Here is a 19,382-nt window from a genome sequence, read left to right on the forward strand (position 1 = left end):
AACTTGATTTCAAATCTATTCTGTTTTTTCAATATAATCTTCATTTTATTATTCTGTTAATATATTTTAATTATTTTTTAACCATTTCTATATACTTTAAAATTTGAGCACATAATTCCAATTAAGCAGGGAATTAATTTTTATTCAAAATATAGAAAAAGCCCATGAATCAATAGCATCCACAGACTTTTAGAAGTAGAGTATTTATAGGCAGTTTCACAAATGAATTAATAAGGCCGGTAGCCGAGGCAACTTTCTATCCTTTCCAACAAAAAATTCCATACTAATTAATAGCCGTAATCTACGACACTGAGTTTTACAAATCGATTTCATTTGTAAAACGTGGTTACGACGGAAAAATCCACGAATCGATAATATTCGTGGATTTTTCCTAGTGAAGCGTTTAGGTAAGCCGATTTTACACTACGACACGGAGTTTGGCAAATCGATTCTATTTGCCAAACGTAGTTAGTAAGGCAGTTAGCTAGTTCGCCAAATAGCGACTAGCGTCCAACAATTAGGAACTTTAGTTCCAATTGTTGGTGCTGAGTTACATTTTTTCCTCCAACTCTACGTCTGGATACTTGTCCGCAAACCAGCGGAGGGCAAAGTCGTTTTCAAAGAGGAAGACAGGCTGGTCAAAACGGTCCTTGGCCAAGATATTGCGGCTTGAGGACATGCGCTCGTCCAAGTCCTCAGGCTTGATCCAACGAACGGTCTTCTTACCCATTGGGCTCATGACCACTTCTGCATTGTACTCACCTTCCATGCGGTGCTTAAAGACTTCAAATTGGAGTTGTCCGACAGCCCCTAGCATGTACTCGCCTGTTTGGTAATTCTTATAAAGCTGAATGGCTCCCTCTTGCACCAATTGCTCAATTCCCTTATGGAAGGATTTTTGTTTCATGACGTTCTTAGCAGAAACTTTCATGAAAATTTCAGGGGTAAAGGTTGGCAGTGGTTCAAATTCAAACTTGTTTTTTCCAACCGTCAAGGTATCTCCAACCTGATAAGTACCGGTATCGTAAACCCCGATAATATCACCTGCCACGGCATTGGTCACATTTTCACGACTTTCAGCCATAAACTGAGTCACATTCGATAGTTTGGCAGTCTTACCAGTACGAGGCAGATTGACACTCATTCCACGCTCAAATTCACCTGATACGATACGAACAAAGGCGATACGGTCACGGTGACGAGGGTCCATGTTGGCTTGGATTTTAAAGACAAATCCTGAGAAATCCTTGTCATAAGGATCCACAATTTCGCCATCTGTTTTCTTGTGGCCATGTGGTTCTGGAGCAAACTTAAGGAAGGTCTCAAGGAAGGTCTGCACCCCAAAGTTAGTGAGGGCTGAACCAAAGAAGACCGGAGTCAGTTCTCCTGCAAGAATAGCTTCTTCTGAAAATTCATTTCCTGCTTCTTGTAATAGTTCGATATCGTCCTTAACCTGAGCGTAGAAAGGATTGCTTCCAAAGAGCTTATCCCCTTCTTCCAGACTGGCAAAACGCTCATCCCCTTTATAGAGCTCCAAGCGTTGGTTATAAAGGTCATACAAGCCTTCAAAGGCTTTCCCCATCCCGATTGGCCAGTTCATAGGATAGCTCGCAATGCCAAGGACTTCTTCTAGTTCTTGCAAGAGGTCCAGTGGCTCACGACCATCACGGTCCAGCTTGTTCATAAAGGTAAAGACTGGAATGCCACGGTGCTTCACAACCTCAAACAATTTCTTGGTTTGGGCCTCGATACCCTTGGCAGAGTCCACGACCATGACCGCAGCATCCACCGCCATCAAGGTACGATAGGTATCTTCTGAGAAGTCCTCGTGCCCTGGTGTATCGAGGATGTTCACGCGCTTGCCATCATAGTCAAACTGCATAACTGATGACGTGACCGAAATCCCACGCTGTTTCTCAATATCCATCCAGTCAGACTTGGCAAAAGTCCCTGTTTTCTTTCCTTTAACCGTACCAGCCTCACGAATCTCGCCCCCAAAGTAGAGCAACTGCTCAGTGATGGTTGTTTTCCCGGCGTCCGGGTGGGAGATGATAGCAAAAGTACGACGTTTCTTAATTTCTTCTTGAATAGTCATAAGTTCTCTTTCTTTGATTTTCTATTTTTAGTTGTTTCAGTAGCTAAGAATGATGTTTACATTGGATTTTGCCATTCCTTTCAACTCTCAATTATAGCGGATTTTGGGGAGTTTTTCAATTGCTTATCCGATGAAAAGGCAAGCTAGAGCACAGATTGTGTCTGATTTCTCTTTTTCCACCGTTTCTTGAACAAGATATCAAAGAGAACCAGAGCCAGTGAGAGGATGACGGACACAAGAAGGTATTTTAACCACAAGGGCGCATCTGGAATAAAAGGTGTCTTGTTTAACAAACCATAATTTCCACCCGTTACCTGATTAACCCCAACTAGAAAGAGATTGAGAATAAAGGTATAGGCCACAATCATATATTTCTTGAGCAAGGTCTTGTCATAGTGATTCATCAAGTAAACCAAGGAATTCACTAGAAGGGCATAGTGCCCAATCAAAAATGAAAAACTGGTGATATGGGGGAAATCATAGGGGTCAAAAACAGGGTAAACCAAAGCAAAGACCGCTCCGCTTGCTCCTAAGAGGGCAAAATATTGCTTGCTCCGCCATTTATCTGGCAAGAAAACCACCGCAAACATAGCCAAACGGCAATGGTAAAATGGAAGGCTATTAGAAAATGGAATCCCAAAGCCAACATACCAACTATATAGGGCTAGCAACTGGAGGATCTGAATCCCCTTAAACAAGCGGACAAATTTCGGATTCTTGTGATAAGCAAGTGCTCCATAAATACAAAGCACTAAAGTAAGCATCATAGTCCCATACCAAAAGAGGGAAATGGGAGGAGGAACCGTCTGAGATCTGGTGATAAATTGATGGAACATATTTCTATCCTAACTTTTATTTTTTCTATTCTCTAGTTTAACCATTATAGCGAATTAAAAGCGATTTTTCAATTTCTATTTCTTTTCAGTTTGGCTCCCTTATTTATAGGAAAATATGGTAAAATAGAACAGACTAAAAATCATCATTTCACGAAAGGATGCAAGATGAAAATTACGCAAGAAGAGGTAACACACGTTGCCAATCTTTCAAAATTAAGATTCTCTGAAGAAGAAACTGCTGCCTTTGCGACAACCTTGTCTAAAATTGTTGACATGGTTGAATTGCTGGGCGAAGTCGACACAACTGGTGTCGCACCTACTACAACCATGGCTGACCGCAAGACCGTACTCCGCCCTGATGTGGCTGAAGAAGGAACAGACCGTGACCGCTTGTTTAAAAACGTACCTGAAAAAGAAAACTACTATATCAAGGTACCAGCTATCCTAGATGATGGAGGAGATGCCTAATGACTTTTAATAACAAAACGATTGAAGACTTGCACAACCTCCTTGTCTCTAAGGAAATTTCTGCAACTGAATTGACACAAGCCACGCTTGAAGATATCAAGTCTCGCGAGAAAGCTATCAATGCTTTTGTCACTATCGCTGAAGAACAAGCCCTTGCTCAAGCTAAAGCTATTGATGAAGCTGGAATTGATGTGGACAATGTCCTTTCAGGAATTCCGCTCGCTGTTAAGGATAATATCTCTACCGACGGTATCCTCACAACCGCAGCCTCAAAAATGCTCTACAACTACGAGCCTATCTTTGATGCGACAGCCGTTGCCAATGCCAAAGCTAAGGGTATGATTGTTGTCGGAAAAACCAACATGGACGAGTTTGCCATGGGTGGATCAGGTGAGACTTCCCACTATGGTGCGACTAAAAATGCTTGGGACCACAGCAAGGTTCCTGGTGGTTCATCAAGCGGTTCTGCCGCAGCTGTAGCTTCTGGGCAAGTCCGCTTGTCACTTGGTTCTGATACTGGTGGTTCCATCCGCCAACCTGCTGCCTTCAACGGGATCGTTGGTCTCAAGCCAACCTACGGAACGGTTTCTCGTTTCGGTCTCATTGCCTTTGGTAGCTCATTAGACCAGATTGGACCTTTTGCACCAACTGTTAAAGAAAATGCTCTCTTGCTTAATGCTATTGCTAGCGAAGACTCCAAGGACTCTACTTCTGCTCCTGTCCGCATCGCTGACTTTACTTCAAAAATCGGTCAAGACATCAAGGGCATGAAAATTGCTTTACCTAAGGAATACCTTGGTGAAGGGATTGACCCAGAGGTTAAGGAAACAATCTTGAACGCGGCCAAACACTTTGAAAAACTTGGTGCCATCGTCGAAGAAGTGAGCCTTCCTCATTCTAAATACGGTGTTGCCGTTTACTATATTATCGCTTCATCTGAAGCTTCCTCAAACTTGCAACGCTTTGACGGTATCCGTTATGGCTACCGCACAGAAGATGCAAGCAACCTTGATGAAATCTATGTAAACAGCCGTAGCCAAGGTTTCGGTGAAGAAGTGAAACGCCGTATCATGCTAGGTACTTTCAGCCTTTCATCAGGTTACTACGATGCTTACTACAAGAAAGCTGGTCAGGTTCGTACCCTTATCATCCAAGATTTCGAAAAAGTCTTTGCGGATTACGACTTGATTTTGGGACCAACTGCACCAAGCGTTGCCTATGACTTGGACTCCCTCAACCATGACCCCGTTGCCATGTACTTGGCTGACCTTTTGACCATCCCAGTCAACTTGGCTGGTCTCCCAGGAATTTCAGTTCCTGCTGGATTCTCTCAAGGTCTACCAGTCGGTCTCCAATTGATTGGTCCTAAATACTCTGAGGAAACCATTTACCAAGCTGCTGCTGCCTTTGAAGCAACAACAGACTACCACAAACAACAACCCGTGATTTTTGGAGGTGACAACTAATGAACTTTGAAACAGTCATTGGACTTGAAGTCCACGTAGAGCTCAACACCAATTCAAAAATCTTCTCACCTACTTCTGCCCACTTTGGAAATGACCAAAATGCCAACACCAACGTGATTGACTGGTCTTTTCCAGGAGTTCTGCCAGTTCTCAATAAGGGTGTTGTCGATGCTGGTATCAAGGCCGCTCTTGCCCTCAACATGGACATCCACAAGAAGATGCACTTTGACCGCAAGAACTACTTCTATCCTGATAATCCAAAAGCCTACCAAATTTCTCAGTTTGATGAGCCAATTGGTTACAATGGTTGGATTGAAGTGGAGCTAGAAGATGGTACGACTAAGAAAATCGGTATTGAACGCGCCCACTTGGAAGAAGATGCTGGTAAAAACACCCACGGTACAGATGGCTACTCTTATGTAGACCTCAACCGCCAAGGGGTGCCTTTGATTGAGATCGTGTCTGAAGCCGACATGCGTTCTCCTGAAGAAGCCTATGCTTATCTAACTGCCCTCAAGGAAGTTATCCAGTACGCTGGCATTTCAGACGTTAAGATGGAAGAAGGTTCTATGCGTGTGGATGCTAACATCTCGCTTCGTCCTTATGGTCAAGAAAAATTCGGTACCAAGACTGAGTTGAAAAACCTCAACTCCTTCTCAAACGTTCGCAAAGGTCTCGAATACGAAGTCCAACGTCAAGCTGAAATCCTTCGCTCAGGTGGTCAAATCCGCCAAGAAACACGCCGTTACGATGAAGCCAACAAAGCAACCATCCTCATGCGTGTTAAGGAAGGCGCTGCAGACTACCGCTACTTCCCAGAACCAGACCTCCCACTCTTTGAAATTTCAGACGAGTGGATTGAGGAAATGCGTACTGAACTGCCAGAGTTTCCAAAGGAACGCCGTGCACGCTACGTTGCTGACCTTGGCTTGTCAGACTACGATGCTAGTCAGTTGACTGCAAATAAGGTCACTTCTGACTTCTTTGAAAAAGCTGTTGCACTCGGTGGCGATGCCAAACAAGTTTCTAACTGGCTCCAAGGTGAAGTTGCTCAGTTCTTGAACGCCGAAGGTAAAACACTAGAACAAATCGAATTGACACCAGAAAACTTGGTAGAAATGATTGCCATCATCGAAGACGGCACGATCTCTTCTAAGATTGCCAAGAAAGTCTTTGTCCACCTAGCTAAAAATGGTGGTGGCGCGCGTGAATACGTGGAAAAAGCAGGTATGGTCCAAATCTCAGATCCAGATGTTCTGATTCCAATCATCCACCAAGTCTTTGCTGATAACGAAGCTGCCGTTGCCGACTTCAAGTCAGGCAAACGCAACGCAGACAAGGCCTTCACAGGATTCCTTATGAAAGCAACCAAAGGCCAAGCCAATCCACAAGTTGCCCTTAAACTCCTTGCACAGGAATTGGCGAAGTTGAAAGAAAGTGAGTAATTTACTCTTTATACACTTTTTTCTACTTTTAAGACGAGAATGAGACAAGGAGAATAAATGAACAAATTTTTACGATTGCTATTTGTCTTAGTCATCATCGCTATGTTAGGCGCTTCTATACTACAAATTTTCTTTCCATCGTACATGGGAAGCCACTCCGGGTACGGAATATCTGCTGGTTGGCAACGAGAAATTGGAATATGGAATTTAGCTGTATTGATTATTATTCTCGCTATCAATATTAAATACGATTGGTTCTATCTACGAATCGCACTTCTTGCTCTCATTATTGGCGGAATTGGAATAGGAACAAATCACTTACTCAATTATATGGAGTATCACTCTCCTGTAAATGCTATCGGTGCTTTTGAAAATTACTTGCTAGCAATAGGATGGATTGTGGGATGGCTCATCGAACGCCATTCCATAAAGAAGCTAAATGCTAGTAAATAACGCCTAGTATATCTTAGATGATTTTTAAAGGTTATTAAATAGTTTAATAATCATTCGAATTCAGAATTCTACCTTTTCAATCATATAGTTAGGAGACACATGAAAAAGTTTTACGCTCTTTTAATGACCTGTTTATTACTTGTTTTTCTATCCGTGCCTCAAATCGTTGATGCGGGTGTCGGACATTCCAGAAGTGGAGGGAGCAGCCGCAGCAGTAGCCGCTCAAGTGGAGGTGGAAGTCGTTCTGGCGGATCATCCTACCACTACTACCGCTCTGGATACGGATCATCCTCTAGTAGCTCTACCAACTCATTCGAAATGGGATTGGTATTCCTGATTGTCGCAGGAGTTTTCCTAGTTAGTATCTTTAAAGCCTCGAAGAATAACTCAGAAGATTCAAGTTCAACAGACACTAGTAATGATTCTCAAACGCTCCATCGTCGAGTTGAACACAACACACGGGCCATTAGTCTTGTGAAATACGGAGATCCAAACTTTGACGCGGAAGCTTTCACATCTTGGGTTAAGGAAGTCTACCTTAAATTGCAGGTTGCCTGGACTGAGAAAAATTGGAACTCTGTCCGCGCTTTAGAAAGTACCAGTCTCTACTCCCAACACAGTGCCCAACTCGAAGACCATATTCGTGCTAAAACAACTAATGTTTTAGAGAAAGTTTGTATCGAAAATGTTCGCATCAAGGAGTTCATTGAAAATCCTGACGGAAACGATACCTTAGTGGTGATTCTATCATCAATTTTACGAGACTATGTCATTGACGATGAGACTCGCCGTGTCATTGAAGGAGACCCTAAAAAAGATCTCTTCACCGTGTATCAATTAAACTTTATCCGTCAACACGGTAGCCAAACGCAAGCAGTCAATCCAGACGAAGTTGTGAGCGACCACTGTCCAAACTGTGGCGCCCCTTTGAAAATCTCTGCAGTTAGCGAGTGCGACTACTGTGGTGCCAATCTCTCTCGCAGTCCAAACCAATGGGTACTCGATACCTATGATGTTGTGGATGAAGACGAGCTTTATAATTAGGAGGAATTATGGGATTTATACGTGCAGCCTTATCAGCAGGCTTAAATAGTTTTAATGATAGTAAATTCAAGGAAGCCATTGTCCTTCCAGATAATGTCTCTGGCGATGCCTTGGCCGTCAAGGGACAATTACTCACAAAAGACCCAGATGGACGTTCTCGTCACAGCAATCAAAATACTGGACTTTTGTCAGATGGCAGTGTGGTTATCGTTCCTCAAGGTTATAGCGCTGTTTTGGTAAACAACGGTACCTTCCTTGGTGAAGTTCTCGAAGCTGGTAGCCACGAATGGCAAGCTGGTGATAATGCCTGGCTCCTTGAAAAAGGTGGTTTAAAAGGCACTTGGGAAAACTTTAAAAACCGTTTCTCTTTTGGTGGACAAGTCATCACTCAACAAGAAATTATCTTTATCCGCATGCAACCTATTGCAGGTAATAAGTTCGGCACACAAAATGCGGTCGAATACTTCAGCGAACGTTACCAACAACTGCTCAACATCCGTTTCTATGGCTTGTTTGATGTAAAAATAGCAGATCCAGTCCTCTTCTACGTGAGTTCTGTTAGCCGTCAAATTACTGACGGACAGCCATTTACTCTCCAAGATGTAGCTCAAGGAACGCTCCGTCAAAATATCGCACCGAAAATCGCGATTGCCATTGCCAAATACACCAACGAAAACAAGGTAGATATCTATAGCCTCAATGCCAATCAAGACACCTTTAACGAACTCGCTAAACAAGAGGTCAACAAGGTTTGGACAGGTCTCTACGGGATTGAAGCAACTAACATCTTGCTTGAAGACCTCAGCTACGACCAAGAAAGTCTTGATATCGTTCGCAAGCTTGATAGTGAGCTCGTGGCAATGAAGTACAACACGATTGAAATCGAAGAACGCCGTGCTCGTAACGAAGCGCTTATTGCTGCAGCTGCCAACGAAGGGAATGGCAATGGGATGAACATGTTTATGGGCATGAATCTTGGCCAAACTCTGGGTGGTCAACTAAGCCAACAAGTTCAAAATCAAGCACCAGCTCAAAACACTGGACAAACTGCCAGCAAGAATTTTTACATCGAAGTCGATGGAAAATACGTCCTCGTTACCAAAGACGAAGATGGAAATATCGTACCAGTCAACTAATTAAGCTCCTTCTGACATTTGAGTAATGTTGTCTTTTATGGTACAATAAAGAGTAAATTATTTTATTAAAGAGGTAAAAACATGATTGAAGCAAGTAAATTAAAGGCTGGTATGACCTTTGAAACAGCTGACGGAAAATTGATCCGCGTTTTGGAAGCTAGCCACCACAAACCAGGTAAAGGAAACACAATCATGCGTATGAAATTGCGTGATGTCCGTACTGGTTCTACATTTGACACAAGCTACCGTCCAGAGGAAAAATTTGAACAAGCCATCATCGAGACTGTCCCAGCTCAATACTTGTACAAAATGGATGACACAGCCTACTTCATGAACACAGAAACTTACGACCAATACGAAATTCCTGTTGTCAACGTTGAAAACGAATTGCTTTACATCCTTGAAAACTCTGATGTGAAGATCCAATTCTACGGAACTGAAGTGATTGGTGTTACCGTTCCTACTACTGTCGAATTGACAGTTGCAGAAACTCAACCATCTATCAAAGGTGCTACTGTTACAGGTTCTGGTAAACCAGCAACGATGGAAACTGGACTTGTCGTAAACGTTCCAGACTTCATCGAAGCAGGACAAAAACTCGTTATCAACACTGCAGAAGGAACTTACGTTTCTCGTGCCTAATCTCTAGAAAGAGGTCATTCTATGGGAATTGAAGAACAACTTGGCGAAATCGTTATCGCCCCACGTGTACTTGAAAAAATCATTGCTATTGCTACTGCAAAAGTAGAGGGTGTACACTCTTTTTCAAACAAATCAGTGTCTGATACCCTTTCAAAACTTTCTCTCGGCCGTGGCGTTTATCTTAAAAACGTGGACGAAGAGCTCACAGCAGATATCTATCTCTACCTTGAGTACGGAGTAAAAGTTCCTAAGGTAGCGGTTGCTATCCAGAAAGCTGTCAAAGATGCCGTCCGCAATATGGCTGATGTAGAACTCACTGCCATCAATATTCACGTTGCAGGTATCGTTCCAGATAAAACACCAAAACCAGAATTGAAAGATCTATTTGACGAGGACTTCCTCAATGACTAGTCCACTATTAGAATCTAGACGCCAACTCCGTAAATGCGCTTTTCAAGCTCTCATGAGCCTTGAATTCGGTACGGATGTCGAAACTGCTTGTCGTTTCGCCTATACTCATGATCGTGAAGATACGGATGTGCAACTTCCAGCCTTTTTGACAGAGCTAGTTTCTGGTGTTCAGGCTAAAAAGGAAGAACTAGACAAGCAAATCACACAGCATTTAAAAGCAGGTTGGACCATCGAGCGATTAACGCTCGTGGAGAGAAACCTCCTTCGCTTGGGAGTCTTTGAAATCACTTCATTTGACACTCCGCAACTGGTTGCTGTTAATGAAGCTATTGAGCTTGCAAAGGACTTCTCAGATCAAAAATCTGCCCGTTTTATCAACGGACTGCTCAGCCAGTTTGTAAAAGAAGAACAGTAAAAAAAGTGTTTGACTTAGATCAAACACTTTTTTCTTTGCCTTTCACTATCTAAAAAAACGATAATAGATTAAATTAGAAAGAAACAACCAGATGAAGTCTGCATGGATGAGAAAATTTATAAAACAATGGCACAGAATTGTGATTTTTAGATTCTTTGTCCAACGGTAAACTAAAGCAAAGAAAAGACCGGAAAAACTATAAACCATCAAACTGATGAGGTCACGATGGGACAATACCAAATGACTGAGCCCAAAAATAAGAGCAGATAAGATGACATCCAAGTAATATTTGGACTTAGGAAAGAAGGAATTCATAAAATATCCTCTATGAACTAGTTCCTCCAATATAGGACCCAAAATGACAACTGAGATAAAAGAGAAGCAAGTCGTTAAAATAGTAGATTGCTCATTGAAGGATAGGACCGAAAGAAGGTCTTCAAAGATATAGTTATTATTAATGAAGCGACTAAACTGTAAGTAAAAAGCACTCAACAACTGACGGACAAAATAAGCAGCCACTAAACTAACTAAAAGGTAAAAGAATCTGGATTTTATCGAACCCTTTTTCTCAAAAATATAGAGCATTTTTTTCTTTTTCAACCAATAGATAAATAGTCCTAAAAGAGCTAGTTGCTCTACTGCTACAATAATAGAATAGCCATCCATACCCCAGACAAACATCTTAGCCAGATAAAGACTACTGAAATCTAGTAGATAAATTGATAGAAATACCAGTAATGTATAGACTCCCAAATGACCTAGTTTTTTCATACTTACTCCAAAAAATCTTTGTTGACTTATTTTTATAGCATAAATATCTTTTATTATATTAACAGCTATTTTTAAAAAAGTCAATTTTTTATCCTAAACGGTAGCTTTACTCATTGAGAAATAAGAAATTGATAAAAGAGATTTCTCTATCTTCCCATCAAATTAGAAAAAGTGTTTGACAATTATCAAACACTTTTTTCTTTGCCTTCCACTATCTAAAAAAATGATAATAGACATAATTGTAAACAAAAATCCAGATGGGTTTTGCATAAATGAGAAAGTTGAAAAAACTATGGCACAGGATGGTAATTTTTAAGTTCTTTGTCCAACGGTAGACAAGGGCATAGAAAAGACCGCCTAAACTATAAATAATCAAACTGATAGGATCTCGGTGAGTTAGGATCAAATGACTAAGTCCAAAGATAAGAGCAGATAGGATAACATCCAGATAGTACTTGGACTGGGGGAAAAAGGTATTCATAAAATACCCTCTATGAATCAGTTCCTCTAATATAGGTCCGACGATTACTGTTAAACTAAAACTGAGAACAGTTGATAGAAAAGTTGGTTGCCCATTGGAGTATAGAATCGAAAGAAGGTCTTGAAAGATATACTTGTTATCAATTAGGTGATGAAACTGTAACTGAAAAGCATCCACCAATTGACGATCAAAATAAGTAGCCACTAGAGCAACTACAAGGTAAAAGAATCTTGACTTCTTTGAACCCTTTTTTTCAAAAATATAGAGCATATCTTTCTTTTTGAGCCAGTAGATAAATAATAGCAAAAGAGCTATTACTTCAACTGTTAAAAAGATAGAATAGCCATCTATCCCCCATCCTAAAAACTTAGTTAGATGCATAATCCCTAACTCTGGTAGGTAAATCGATAGAAATACCAGTGATGTATAGACTCCCAAATGCCCTAGTTTTTTCATACTTACCCCTTTAATTTATCAATAGCTAATACCATAAGCACGTCTAGTCGCATGATTCAGTATTGTACTCCATTCTGTCGCCAAACTATATGCATATGGCGAAGGCCAATGTCTATCATAAACTAACCAAATCATGCCACCACCTGAAACTTGCTCTAAGTCCTCAGATAAAAGAACTGTAAATGTTTTTGTACCTGTCCTATCAAGTAGCTCCTTAAAATAAATTTTTGTCAGTTTACATCTACAGTATACATCTTTTTGTCTATTTTATAGCCTATCTCCTCAACTGTCAATTTTTCACCCTAAATGGTAGCTTTACTCATTGAGAAATAAGAAATTGATAAAAGAGATTTCTCTATCTTCCCATTAAATTAGAAAAAGTGTTTGACAATTATCAAACACTTTTTCTTTACTTCCTACTATCTAAAAATCAAATAATAAATATAAAATAAGATTGACGGAACATAGGGAATTGCATTATAGAAACTATGACAAAAAATGGTAAACCGAAGACTACCCGTAACTCGATAAGCGACTGCAAATAGAAGACCAAGAATACTATACATTAGGAGACTGATGGGGTCACGATGAGATAGAACTAAGTGACTAAGCCCGAAGATGAAAGAAGACAAAATCACATCCAAATAAAACTCCGACTTCGGAAAGAAGGTATTCATAAAATAACCTCTATAGATTGTCTCCTCAACAACAGGTACAATCGAAATGTTAAAGATTAAAAATATAAGACTTGATAGAGTCGTTTCTCTTCCGTTTGAGTAAAGTTCTGAAAGAAGGTCTTGGAAAATAAAGCTATTGTCAATCAATCGAATATTCTGCATTCTAAATCCATTTAGAAAAGAATAGATAAGAAAGCAAGCCACTAAGAAAGCGAGATAAGACCAGCGCCAACCCTTTTTCTCGAAGATAAAGAGCATCTTCTTCTTTTTCAACCACAAAACGAATAAAAAGAAAATAAGCAACACTTCTCCAACTAGGAAGATTATATAGCTGTCCATTCCTAAACCAAAGGTCCTAGCTAGAGTTATAGCCCCTAATGGCGTTAAATAAATGTACAGGAACATTAAAATCATACAGATTCCTAAATGTATTGTCTTTTTCATTCTTTCTCTCCTAATGGTAAACTCTCTATTAGGGCAATATAGAGGATATACCATTGATTATTTTCTTATTTATCTAGAGTATTCATATTTATCCATGCTCTATTATCAAAATAGCTAGAACAAATTGTTCTAGCTTTTAAATTTTCTTAGTATTTTCTAAAGCGTTGGTAACGTTCTTCGATAAGTTGGTCGAGTGGTAGTTCTTGCAACCTATCTAGTTCTGCACGCAATTCATTTTTAACGCAACTTAGCAGTTCTTTACTTGACAGCCCTGCTTCTGAGATTACCTTGTCTACGATTCCCATTTCTAGGAGTTCATGTGAAGTGATTTTCATCAACTCCGCCGCTTCCATAGCACGACTTCCATCCTTCCAAAGGATAGAGGCAAATCCTTCCGGGCTAAGTACGGCGTAGATTGAGTTTTCTAACATCCAGACACGGTTAGCTGCGGCTAGAGCTAGGGCCCCACCAGATCCACCTTCACCGATAATAATCGCGATGATTGGAACCTTGAGATCACTCATTTCCATCAGGTTTCGGGCGATTGCTTCACCTTGTCCACGTTCCTCGGCTCCAACACCTGGGTAAGCACCCGCCGTATTGATAAAGGTCACAACTGGACGACCAAACTTTTCTGCCTGTTTCATCAAGCGTAAGGCCTTACGATAACCTTCTGGATGAGGTTGCCCGAAATTCCGTTTGAGGTTGTCATGAAGACTCTTCCCCTTTTGGATACCAACGACAGTTACTGCTTGTTCACCTAACCAGCCAATTCCACCGATAACCGCACCATCATCGCGGAAAGAGCGATCTCCATGCAATTCGATAAACTCGTCAAAGATTCCATTGGCAAAATCAAGTGCGGTCAAACGACTCTGCTCGCGTGCCTCTCTGACTATTTTTGCAATATTCATCCGCGACTTCCTCCATGCAATCTTACTAATTTAGCAATTGTTTCAGGCAATTCTCTCCGTTTGACAATTGCATCAACAAATCCATGTTCAAGCAGAAATTCTGCCTTTTGGAAGTCATCCGGTAAGGTCTCACGAACTGTATTTTCGATAACACGACGTCCAGCAAAACCAACCAAACTCTGTGGCTCAGCTAGGATAATATCCCCTTCCATAGCAAAAGAAGCGGTCACCCCACCTGTTGTCGGATCGGTTAAAATAGTTAGGTAAAAAAGTCCTGCCTTGGAATGGCGTTGAACTGCCGCAGAAATTTTAGCCATCTGCATCAAGCTCATGATTCCTTCTTGCATACGGGCTCCACCAGAAGCTGTGAAGAGAACGACTGGCAAGTTTTCTACCGTTGCATACTCAAACAAGCGCGTGATTTTTTCACCCACAACGGTTCCCATAGAAGCCATGATAAAGTTTGAATCCATAATCCCAAGGGCAATTTTTTGTCCCTTGATGCTAGCTGTACCAGTCAGTACTGCTTCATCCAAACCTGTCTTTTCACGCATTGTTGCAAGTTTTTTCTGATAGCCAGGAAAGTTTAATGGATCTTGAGTTTCAATACCTGTAAACATCTCCACAAAGCTACCAGAATCAATCGTCAAATCCAAGCGTTCCTGAGCTGAAATACGGAAAGTATAGCTACAATGGGGACAAATTCGTTCGCTCCCAAGATCCTTTTGATAAATGGTGTGTTTACAACCAGGACACTGGGAGAAGAGTTCATCCGGAACCTCAGGCTTGGCTTGTGGTTTCTGCCTTACGGAACGGTTAGGGTTGATCCGAATATACTTATCCTTTTTACTAAATAGAGCCATAACTCCCCCTTTTAGTTCTCATACTGTTTGAAAGTCTATTCTTTTTCTTGGTATTTTGGCAAGAAAGTTTCCATCAAGAAGGAAGTATCGTAATCACCAGCGATAACTCGGCGGTCTGAAATCAGATCCAACTGGAAGTCTGCATTGGTTTGCACTCCTTCAATATCAAGTTCATAAAGTGCCCGTTGCATCTTCATAAGAGCATCAAAACGATTCTCCCCATGAACAATGATTTTAGCAATCATACTATCATAGTAAGGAGGAATGGTATAACCTGGATAGACTGCAGAGTCTACACGCAATCCAACTCCTCCACTTGGAAGGTAGAGGTTGGTGATTTTTCCTGGGCTTGGAGCAAAGTTAAATGCTGGATTTTCTGCATTGATCCGGCACTCGATAGCATGACCTCGTAGGACGATATCTTCTTGTTTGAAAGGTAAAGGTTGCCCGGCAGCAATGCGAATCTGTTCCTTCACGATATCAACACCTGAAACAAACTCTGTGACTGGGTGCTCCACTTGCACACGAGTATTCATTTCCATGAAGTAGAAATTGCCACTCGCTTCATCGAGAAGAAATTCAATCGTCCCTGCATTTTCATAACCTACAGACTCTGCTGCACGAACGGCTGCAGCACCAATTTCATGACGAAGGGTTTTGCCAATCGCAATGGATGGGCTTTCTTCTAAGACCTTTTGGTTATTCCGTTGAAGTGAACAATCCCGTTCACCAAGATGGACAACATGACCCTCTTGGTCCGCAAGGATCTGAACCTCAATATGGCGAGCTGGATAGATCACACGCTCAAGATACATAGCGCCATTTCCAAAGTTGGCCTTGGCTTCGCTGGATGCTGTTTCAAAGGCTGCGACCAAGTCTTCTGCCTTTTCAACCTTACGAATCCCTTTTCCACCACCACCTGCCGATGCCTTAAGCATGACTGGATAGCCAATTTTTTCTGCAACTGCAAGCGCCTCTTCAGCCGTGTGAACTTCACCATCAGATCCTGGGATAACTGGAACTCCAGCCTTGATCATTTGCTCACGCGCATTGATCTTATCTCCCATGGTATCCATTACTGCCCCAGAAGGACCGATGAACTTAATCCCCACTTCATCACACATCGTGGCAAACTTGGAGTTTTCGCTAAGAAAACCAAAACCTGGGTGGATGGCTTCTGCTTCAGTCAAGACTGCAGCAGATAAAATAGCGTTGATATTTAGATAAGACTCTGTTGCCTTACCAGGTCCGATACAGATAGCTTCATCCGCTAGGAGTGTGTGAAGAGCTTCCTTATCCGCAGTAGAATAAACTGCTACGGTTGCAATGCCCAATTCACGCGCAGCTCGAATAATGCGAACCGCAATCTCACCACGGTTGGCAATCAAAATTTTACGAAACATGGAGAACCTCCTTAGTTTCCAATTGCAAAGGTAAGAGTACCACTCGCTGCAAGCTTACCATCTACTTCAGCCTTTGCTTCAACCACAGCAATTGTACCACGACGTTTAACAAAAGTAGCCGTCATAACTAATTGGTCACCTGGTACAACTTGCTTCTTGAACTTAACCTTATCCATGCCAGCATAGAAGACCAGCTTTCCTTTGTTTTCAGGCTTAGACAATTCCAAGACACCAGCAGTCTGAGCCAAGGCCTCCATGATAAGAACACCTGGCATGACTGGGTATTGTGGAAAATGACCATTGAAGAAAGGTTCGTTGATGGTCACATTTTTAATGGCAACAATGGTATCCTCGCTCACTTCCAAGACACGATCCACTAGGAGCATGGGGTAGCGATGGGGTAGAGCTTCTTTGATTCCTTGAATATCGATCATTTGATGCGTACCAATCCTTTACCGAACTCAACCATTTCTTCATTTGAAACGAGAATTTCTGTCACCACACCATCCTTAGGCGCGGGAATCTCATTCATGACTTTCATGGCTTCGATGATCACCAAAGTCTGACCTTTTTTAACACTGTCTCCGACTGTGACAAAGGCAGGTTTATCTGGTCCAGCAGCCAAGTAAGCCACCCCTACAAGTGGACTTTCAACGACATCACCCTCCGGAGCAACCGTCGTTTCAGCTGGTGCTGGAGATTCTTCCACTGCACTCTCTACTGGAGTTGAAGGGGCCGAAACTACTGGACTAGCAACCACTGCAGCTGGCGCTGGAACAACTTGAGCTGGTGCTTCAGAAGCTATTCTTGCTTCATTCTTACTGAACTGCAATTCGTCCGTTCCGTTTTTATAAGAAAATTCTCTCAAACTTGATTGGTCAAATTGAGCCATCAAGTCCTTGATCTCATTTAAATTCATAATTATTTATTCTCCCAACGTTTGAAAGCAAGAACCGCATTGTGTCCACCAAAACCAAAAGTGTTTGAAATAGCATAAGGGATTTCTTGCTCCAAGCCTTGTCCATAAACGACATTCGCTTCGATATAGTCTGATAACTCGCTTGTTCCAGCTGTCATTGGTACATAGTTATGACGCATGGCTTCGATGGTAGCTATGGCTTCTACTGCTCCTGCAGCACCAAGTAAGTGTCCTGTAAAGGACTTGGTTGAAGATACAGGTACTTCTTTACCAAGGACAGCTACAATCGCACCACTTTCTCCTTTTTCATTAGCAGGAGTTGAAGTTCCGTGGGCGTTGACGTAAGCTACTTGCTCTGGAGAAATTTCTGCTTCTTCCAAAGCCAACTTCATTGCCTTAATCGCACCTTGACCTTCTGGATGAGGTGAAGTCATATGGTAAGCATCACAGGTATTTCCATAACCAACTACTTCAGCCAAGATGGTCGCCCCACGTTTTTCAGCGTGTTCAAGACTCTCAAGAACCAGCATTCCAGAACCTTCTCCCATCACAAATCCGTTACGATCTTTGTCAAATGGGATAGAAGCACGAGTTGGATCTTCTGTAGTTGATAGGGCGGTCAAAGCTTGGAAACCAGCGATAGCAAAAGGAGTGATAGATGATTCTGAGCCACCAACTAGCATGACATCTTGGAAACCAAACTTGATAGAGCGAAAGGCATCCCCAATGGCATCATTTGATGAGGCACAGGCTGTATTGATTGATTTACAGATACCGTTTGCTCCGAAGCGCATAGCAACATTACCTGAAGCCATATTTGGCAAGGCTTTTGGAAGCGTCATTGGTTTAACGCGTTTTGGACCTTTTTCATGAAGACGGATAACCTGATCTTCGATTTCTTTAATTCCCCCAATACCAGAAGCCACGATGACACCAAAGCGATCTTTATCGATTGCTTCTACATCAAGATTTGCATTTGTCACCGCTTCTTGAGCCGCATACAAGGCATACAAAGAATAGTTGTCAAAACGGTTGGTATCTTTTTTTACAAAGTATTTATCAAATGGAAAATCTTGGACTTCTGCTGCATTGTGCACAGCAAATTCGCTGTGGTCAAATTTAGTGATTTCTCCAATTCCAATTTTTCCAGTTTGCAAACTGTTCCAAAATTCTTCTGGAGTATTTCCGATAGGAGAGGTCAATCCGTAACCTGTTACTACAACTCGATTTAGTTTCATCTGTCTTACCTATATCTTTCCTTATTTTTTACATGCTAAGTCCGCCATCAACAGCGAGAACTTGTCCCGTCAAATAATCCTGTCCAGCCAGGAACACTGTAGCATCTGCGATATGTTCTGCTTGTCCAAAATGTTTCATTGGGATTTGGGCCAATGTCGCTTCCTTGACCTTATCAGATAAAACAGCAGTCATATCTGACTCGATCATTCCTGGTGCAAGAGCATTTACGCGCACATTGCGATTGGCAACTTCACGTGCTACTGACTTGGTAAACCCAATCAAACCCGCTTTAGAAGCCGCATAGTTGGCTTGTCCGATATTTCCCATCAAACCGACCACACTGGACATATTGATAATCGCACCTTCACGTGCCTTGATCATCTGTTTCAAGACTGCTTGCGTCATGTTGAAAGCACCTGTCAAGTTGATCTTAATCACTTTTTCAAAGTCTTCCTCGGTCATCTTAAGCATGAGGGTATCCTGAGTGATCCCAGCATTGTTGACCAAGACATCAACAGAACCGAGTTCTGCAATCGCTTGATCTACCATACGCTTGGCATCTGCAAAGTCTGAAACATCACCTGAAATCGGTACTACTTTGACACCATAGTTTGAAAACTCAGCCAGCAATTCTTCTGAGATTGCTCCGCGACTATTCAAAACTACATTAGCGCCTAGTTGGGCAAATTTGTGAGCAATGGCAAGTCCGATACCACGACTTGAACCTGTTACAAAGACATTTTTATTTGTAAGTTGCATTCTATCTCTCCTGTTTCCTGTTGTATTTTGTGGGAGAAGGGATCA

The 19,382-nt window shown here is 41.8% G+C and carries 21 protein-coding genes; 9 read left to right on the forward strand and 12 right to left on the reverse strand.

What is annotated here, in order from left to right:
* Positions 1–550: 550 nt before the first annotated feature.
* A complete protein-coding gene (locus A6J84_RS05870; RefSeq protein ID WP_000155105.1) occupies positions 551–2,095 on the reverse strand; it encodes a peptide chain release factor 3 in 1,545 nt (514 codons plus the stop codon).
* A 143-nt stretch (positions 2,096–2,238) separates the two neighbouring features.
* The gene (locus A6J84_RS05875) at positions 2,239–2,931 is read right to left on the reverse strand and encodes a TIGR02206 family membrane protein (protein WP_095726237.1); all 693 of its coding nucleotides are present in this window, start codon (positions 2,929–2,931) and stop codon (positions 2,239–2,241) included.
* A 165-nt stretch (positions 2,932–3,096) separates the two neighbouring features.
* Between A6J84_RS05875 and gatC the strand changes: the two genes are divergently transcribed.
* The 9 genes from gatC (at position 3,097) to nusB (ending at position 10,411) form a co-directional block, all read left to right on the forward strand.
* Positions 3,097–3,399, forward strand: a complete 303-nt coding sequence (gatC, locus tag A6J84_RS05880; protein WP_000705420.1) for an Asp-tRNA(Asn)/Glu-tRNA(Gln) amidotransferase subunit GatC — start codon at positions 3,097–3,099, stop codon at positions 3,397–3,399.
* Positions 3,399–4,865, forward strand: coding sequence for an Asp-tRNA(Asn)/Glu-tRNA(Gln) amidotransferase subunit GatA (gene gatA / locus A6J84_RS05885; protein WP_095726238.1), 1,467 nt, complete (start codon positions 3,399–3,401; stop codon positions 4,863–4,865). The genes gatC and gatA overlap by 1 nt, the downstream gene beginning before the upstream one ends.
* Positions 4,865–6,310, forward strand: a complete 1,446-nt coding sequence (gene gatB, locus A6J84_RS05890; RefSeq protein WP_049519382.1) for an Asp-tRNA(Asn)/Glu-tRNA(Gln) amidotransferase subunit GatB — start codon at positions 4,865–4,867, stop codon at positions 6,308–6,310. Before gatA ends, gatB begins: the two co-directional genes overlap by 1 nt.
* Positions 6,311–6,367: 57 nt before the next feature.
* Positions 6,368–6,763, forward strand: coding sequence for a hypothetical protein (locus A6J84_RS05895; protein WP_001031998.1), 396 nt, complete (start codon positions 6,368–6,370; stop codon positions 6,761–6,763).
* 99 nt (positions 6,764–6,862) lie between these two features.
* Positions 6,863–7,807, forward strand: a complete 945-nt coding sequence (locus A6J84_RS05900) for a zinc-ribbon domain-containing transport protein (RefSeq protein ID WP_000715064.1) — start codon at positions 6,863–6,865, stop codon at positions 7,805–7,807.
* Positions 7,808–7,815: 8 nt separating this feature from the next.
* Positions 7,816–8,943, forward strand: a complete 1,128-nt coding sequence (locus A6J84_RS05905) for an SPFH domain-containing protein (RefSeq protein ID WP_000505816.1) — start codon at positions 7,816–7,818, stop codon at positions 8,941–8,943.
* A gap of 81 nt (positions 8,944–9,024) precedes the next feature.
* Complete coding sequence (gene efp, locus A6J84_RS05910; protein ID WP_000568640.1) at positions 9,025–9,585, forward strand: elongation factor P; 561 nt, start codon at positions 9,025–9,027, stop codon at positions 9,583–9,585.
* Between the two features lie 21 nt (positions 9,586–9,606).
* A complete protein-coding gene (locus tag A6J84_RS05915) occupies positions 9,607–9,996 on the forward strand; it encodes an Asp23/Gls24 family envelope stress response protein (RefSeq protein WP_000510585.1) in 390 nt (129 codons plus the stop codon).
* Complete coding sequence (gene nusB, locus A6J84_RS05920) at positions 9,989–10,411, forward strand: transcription antitermination factor NusB (protein ID WP_049519387.1); 423 nt, start codon at positions 9,989–9,991, stop codon at positions 10,409–10,411. Before A6J84_RS05915 ends, nusB begins: the two co-directional genes overlap by 8 nt.
* Positions 10,412–10,456: 45 nt before the next feature.
* On the opposite strand, the gene A6J84_RS05925 is transcribed toward nusB, so the two are convergent.
* From A6J84_RS05925 to fabG, 10 genes are all read right to left on the reverse strand, one after another.
* Positions 10,457–11,182, reverse strand: coding sequence for a CPBP family intramembrane glutamic endopeptidase (locus tag A6J84_RS05925; protein WP_049519388.1), 726 nt, complete (start codon positions 11,180–11,182; stop codon positions 10,457–10,459).
* Positions 11,183–11,393: 211 nt separating this feature from the next.
* The gene (locus tag A6J84_RS05930; RefSeq protein WP_049519389.1) at positions 11,394–12,119 is read right to left on the reverse strand and encodes a CPBP family intramembrane glutamic endopeptidase; all 726 of its coding nucleotides are present in this window, start codon (positions 12,117–12,119) and stop codon (positions 11,394–11,396) included.
* Between the two features lie 419 nt (positions 12,120–12,538).
* Entirely contained in the window at positions 12,539–13,240 is a 702-nt protein-coding gene (locus A6J84_RS05940) for a CPBP family intramembrane glutamic endopeptidase (RefSeq protein WP_049489768.1), read from the reverse strand.
* A gap of 146 nt (positions 13,241–13,386) precedes the next feature.
* The gene (locus A6J84_RS05945) at positions 13,387–14,154 is read right to left on the reverse strand and encodes an acetyl-CoA carboxylase carboxyl transferase subunit alpha (protein ID WP_049489769.1); all 768 of its coding nucleotides are present in this window, start codon (positions 14,152–14,154) and stop codon (positions 13,387–13,389) included.
* Positions 14,151–15,017: an acetyl-CoA carboxylase, carboxyltransferase subunit beta gene (gene accD / locus A6J84_RS05950; protein ID WP_049550249.1), complete on the reverse strand. Its 867-nt coding sequence runs from the start codon at positions 15,015–15,017 to the stop codon at positions 14,151–14,153. The genes A6J84_RS05945 and accD overlap by 4 nt, the downstream gene beginning before the upstream one ends.
* Before the next feature lie 35 nt (positions 15,018–15,052).
* On the reverse strand, positions 15,053–16,420 hold the full coding sequence (gene accC, locus A6J84_RS05955) for an acetyl-CoA carboxylase biotin carboxylase subunit (protein WP_000488663.1): 1,368 nt from the start codon (positions 16,418–16,420) through the stop codon (positions 15,053–15,055).
* An 11-nt stretch (positions 16,421–16,431) separates the two neighbouring features.
* On the reverse strand, positions 16,432–16,854 hold the full coding sequence (gene fabZ, locus A6J84_RS05960; RefSeq protein ID WP_000565515.1) for a 3-hydroxyacyl-ACP dehydratase FabZ: 423 nt from the start codon (positions 16,852–16,854) through the stop codon (positions 16,432–16,434).
* Positions 16,851–17,339 carry an acetyl-CoA carboxylase biotin carboxyl carrier protein gene (accB, locus tag A6J84_RS05965; RefSeq protein ID WP_049501104.1) on the reverse strand — a complete coding sequence of 163 codons (489 nt, stop codon included), beginning with the start codon at positions 17,337–17,339 and terminating at the stop codon, positions 16,851–16,853. Before accB ends, fabZ begins: the two co-directional genes overlap by 4 nt.
* A 2-nt stretch (positions 17,340–17,341) precedes the next feature.
* Positions 17,342–18,577 (reverse strand): beta-ketoacyl-ACP synthase II, encoded by a 1,236-nt coding sequence (fabF, locus tag A6J84_RS05970; RefSeq protein ID WP_000774052.1) that lies wholly within the window; start codon positions 18,575–18,577, stop codon positions 17,342–17,344.
* 28 nt (positions 18,578–18,605) lie between these two features.
* A complete protein-coding gene (gene fabG, locus A6J84_RS05975) occupies positions 18,606–19,337 on the reverse strand; it encodes a 3-oxoacyl-[acyl-carrier-protein] reductase (protein ID WP_001177612.1) in 732 nt (243 codons plus the stop codon).
* Between the last annotated feature and the right edge of the window lie 45 nt (positions 19,338–19,382).

Origin of the sequence: Streptococcus sp. FDAARGOS_256, assembly GCF_002289235.2 — a bacterium.
Lineage (GTDB): Bacteria > Bacillota > Bacilli > Lactobacillales > Streptococcaceae > Streptococcus.

What these genes read in the sequence shown, in the direction of transcription:
- A6J84_RS05870 (WP_000155105.1), bottom strand. Translation starts at nt 2,095, where the DNA reads ATGACTATTCAAGAAGAAATTAAGAAACGTCGTACTTTTGCTATCATC.
- A6J84_RS05875 (WP_095726237.1), bottom strand. Translation starts at nt 2,931, where the DNA reads ATGTTCCATCAATTTATCACCAGATCTCAGACGGTTCCTCCTCCCATT.
- gatC (WP_000705420.1), top strand. Translation starts at nt 3,097, where the DNA reads ATGAAAATTACGCAAGAAGAGGTAACACACGTTGCCAATCTTTCAAAA.
- gatA (WP_095726238.1), top strand. Translation starts at nt 3,399, where the DNA reads ATGACTTTTAATAACAAAACGATTGAAGACTTGCACAACCTCCTTGTC.
- gatB (WP_049519382.1), top strand. Translation starts at nt 4,865, where the DNA reads ATGAACTTTGAAACAGTCATTGGACTTGAAGTCCACGTAGAGCTCAAC.
- A6J84_RS05895 (WP_001031998.1), top strand. Translation starts at nt 6,368, where the DNA reads ATGAACAAATTTTTACGATTGCTATTTGTCTTAGTCATCATCGCTATG.
- A6J84_RS05900 (WP_000715064.1), top strand. Translation starts at nt 6,863, where the DNA reads ATGAAAAAGTTTTACGCTCTTTTAATGACCTGTTTATTACTTGTTTTT.
- A6J84_RS05905 (WP_000505816.1), top strand. Translation starts at nt 7,816, where the DNA reads ATGGGATTTATACGTGCAGCCTTATCAGCAGGCTTAAATAGTTTTAAT.
- efp (WP_000568640.1), top strand. Translation starts at nt 9,025, where the DNA reads ATGATTGAAGCAAGTAAATTAAAGGCTGGTATGACCTTTGAAACAGCT.
- A6J84_RS05915 (WP_000510585.1), top strand. Translation starts at nt 9,607, where the DNA reads ATGGGAATTGAAGAACAACTTGGCGAAATCGTTATCGCCCCACGTGTA.
- nusB (WP_049519387.1), top strand. Translation starts at nt 9,989, where the DNA reads ATGACTAGTCCACTATTAGAATCTAGACGCCAACTCCGTAAATGCGCT.
- A6J84_RS05925 (WP_049519388.1), bottom strand. Translation starts at nt 11,182, where the DNA reads ATGAAAAAACTAGGTCATTTGGGAGTCTATACATTACTGGTATTTCTA.
- A6J84_RS05930 (WP_049519389.1), bottom strand. Translation starts at nt 12,119, where the DNA reads ATGAAAAAACTAGGGCATTTGGGAGTCTATACATCACTGGTATTTCTA.
- A6J84_RS05940 (WP_049489768.1), bottom strand. Translation starts at nt 13,240, where the DNA reads ATGAAAAAGACAATACATTTAGGAATCTGTATGATTTTAATGTTCCTG.
- A6J84_RS05945 (WP_049489769.1), bottom strand. Translation starts at nt 14,154, where the DNA reads ATGAATATTGCAAAAATAGTCAGAGAGGCACGCGAGCAGAGTCGTTTG.
- accD (WP_049550249.1), bottom strand. Translation starts at nt 15,017, where the DNA reads ATGGCTCTATTTAGTAAAAAGGATAAGTATATTCGGATCAACCCTAAC.
- accC (WP_000488663.1), bottom strand. Translation starts at nt 16,420, where the DNA reads ATGTTTCGTAAAATTTTGATTGCCAACCGTGGTGAGATTGCGGTTCGC.
- fabZ (WP_000565515.1), bottom strand. Translation starts at nt 16,854, where the DNA reads ATGATCGATATTCAAGGAATCAAAGAAGCTCTACCCCATCGCTACCCC.
- accB (WP_049501104.1), bottom strand. Translation starts at nt 17,339, where the DNA reads ATGAATTTAAATGAGATCAAGGACTTGATGGCTCAATTTGACCAATCA.
- fabF (WP_000774052.1), bottom strand. Translation starts at nt 18,577, where the DNA reads ATGAAACTAAATCGAGTTGTAGTAACAGGTTACGGATTGACCTCTCCT.
- fabG (WP_001177612.1), bottom strand. Translation starts at nt 19,337, where the DNA reads ATGCAACTTACAAATAAAAATGTCTTTGTAACAGGTTCAAGTCGTGGT.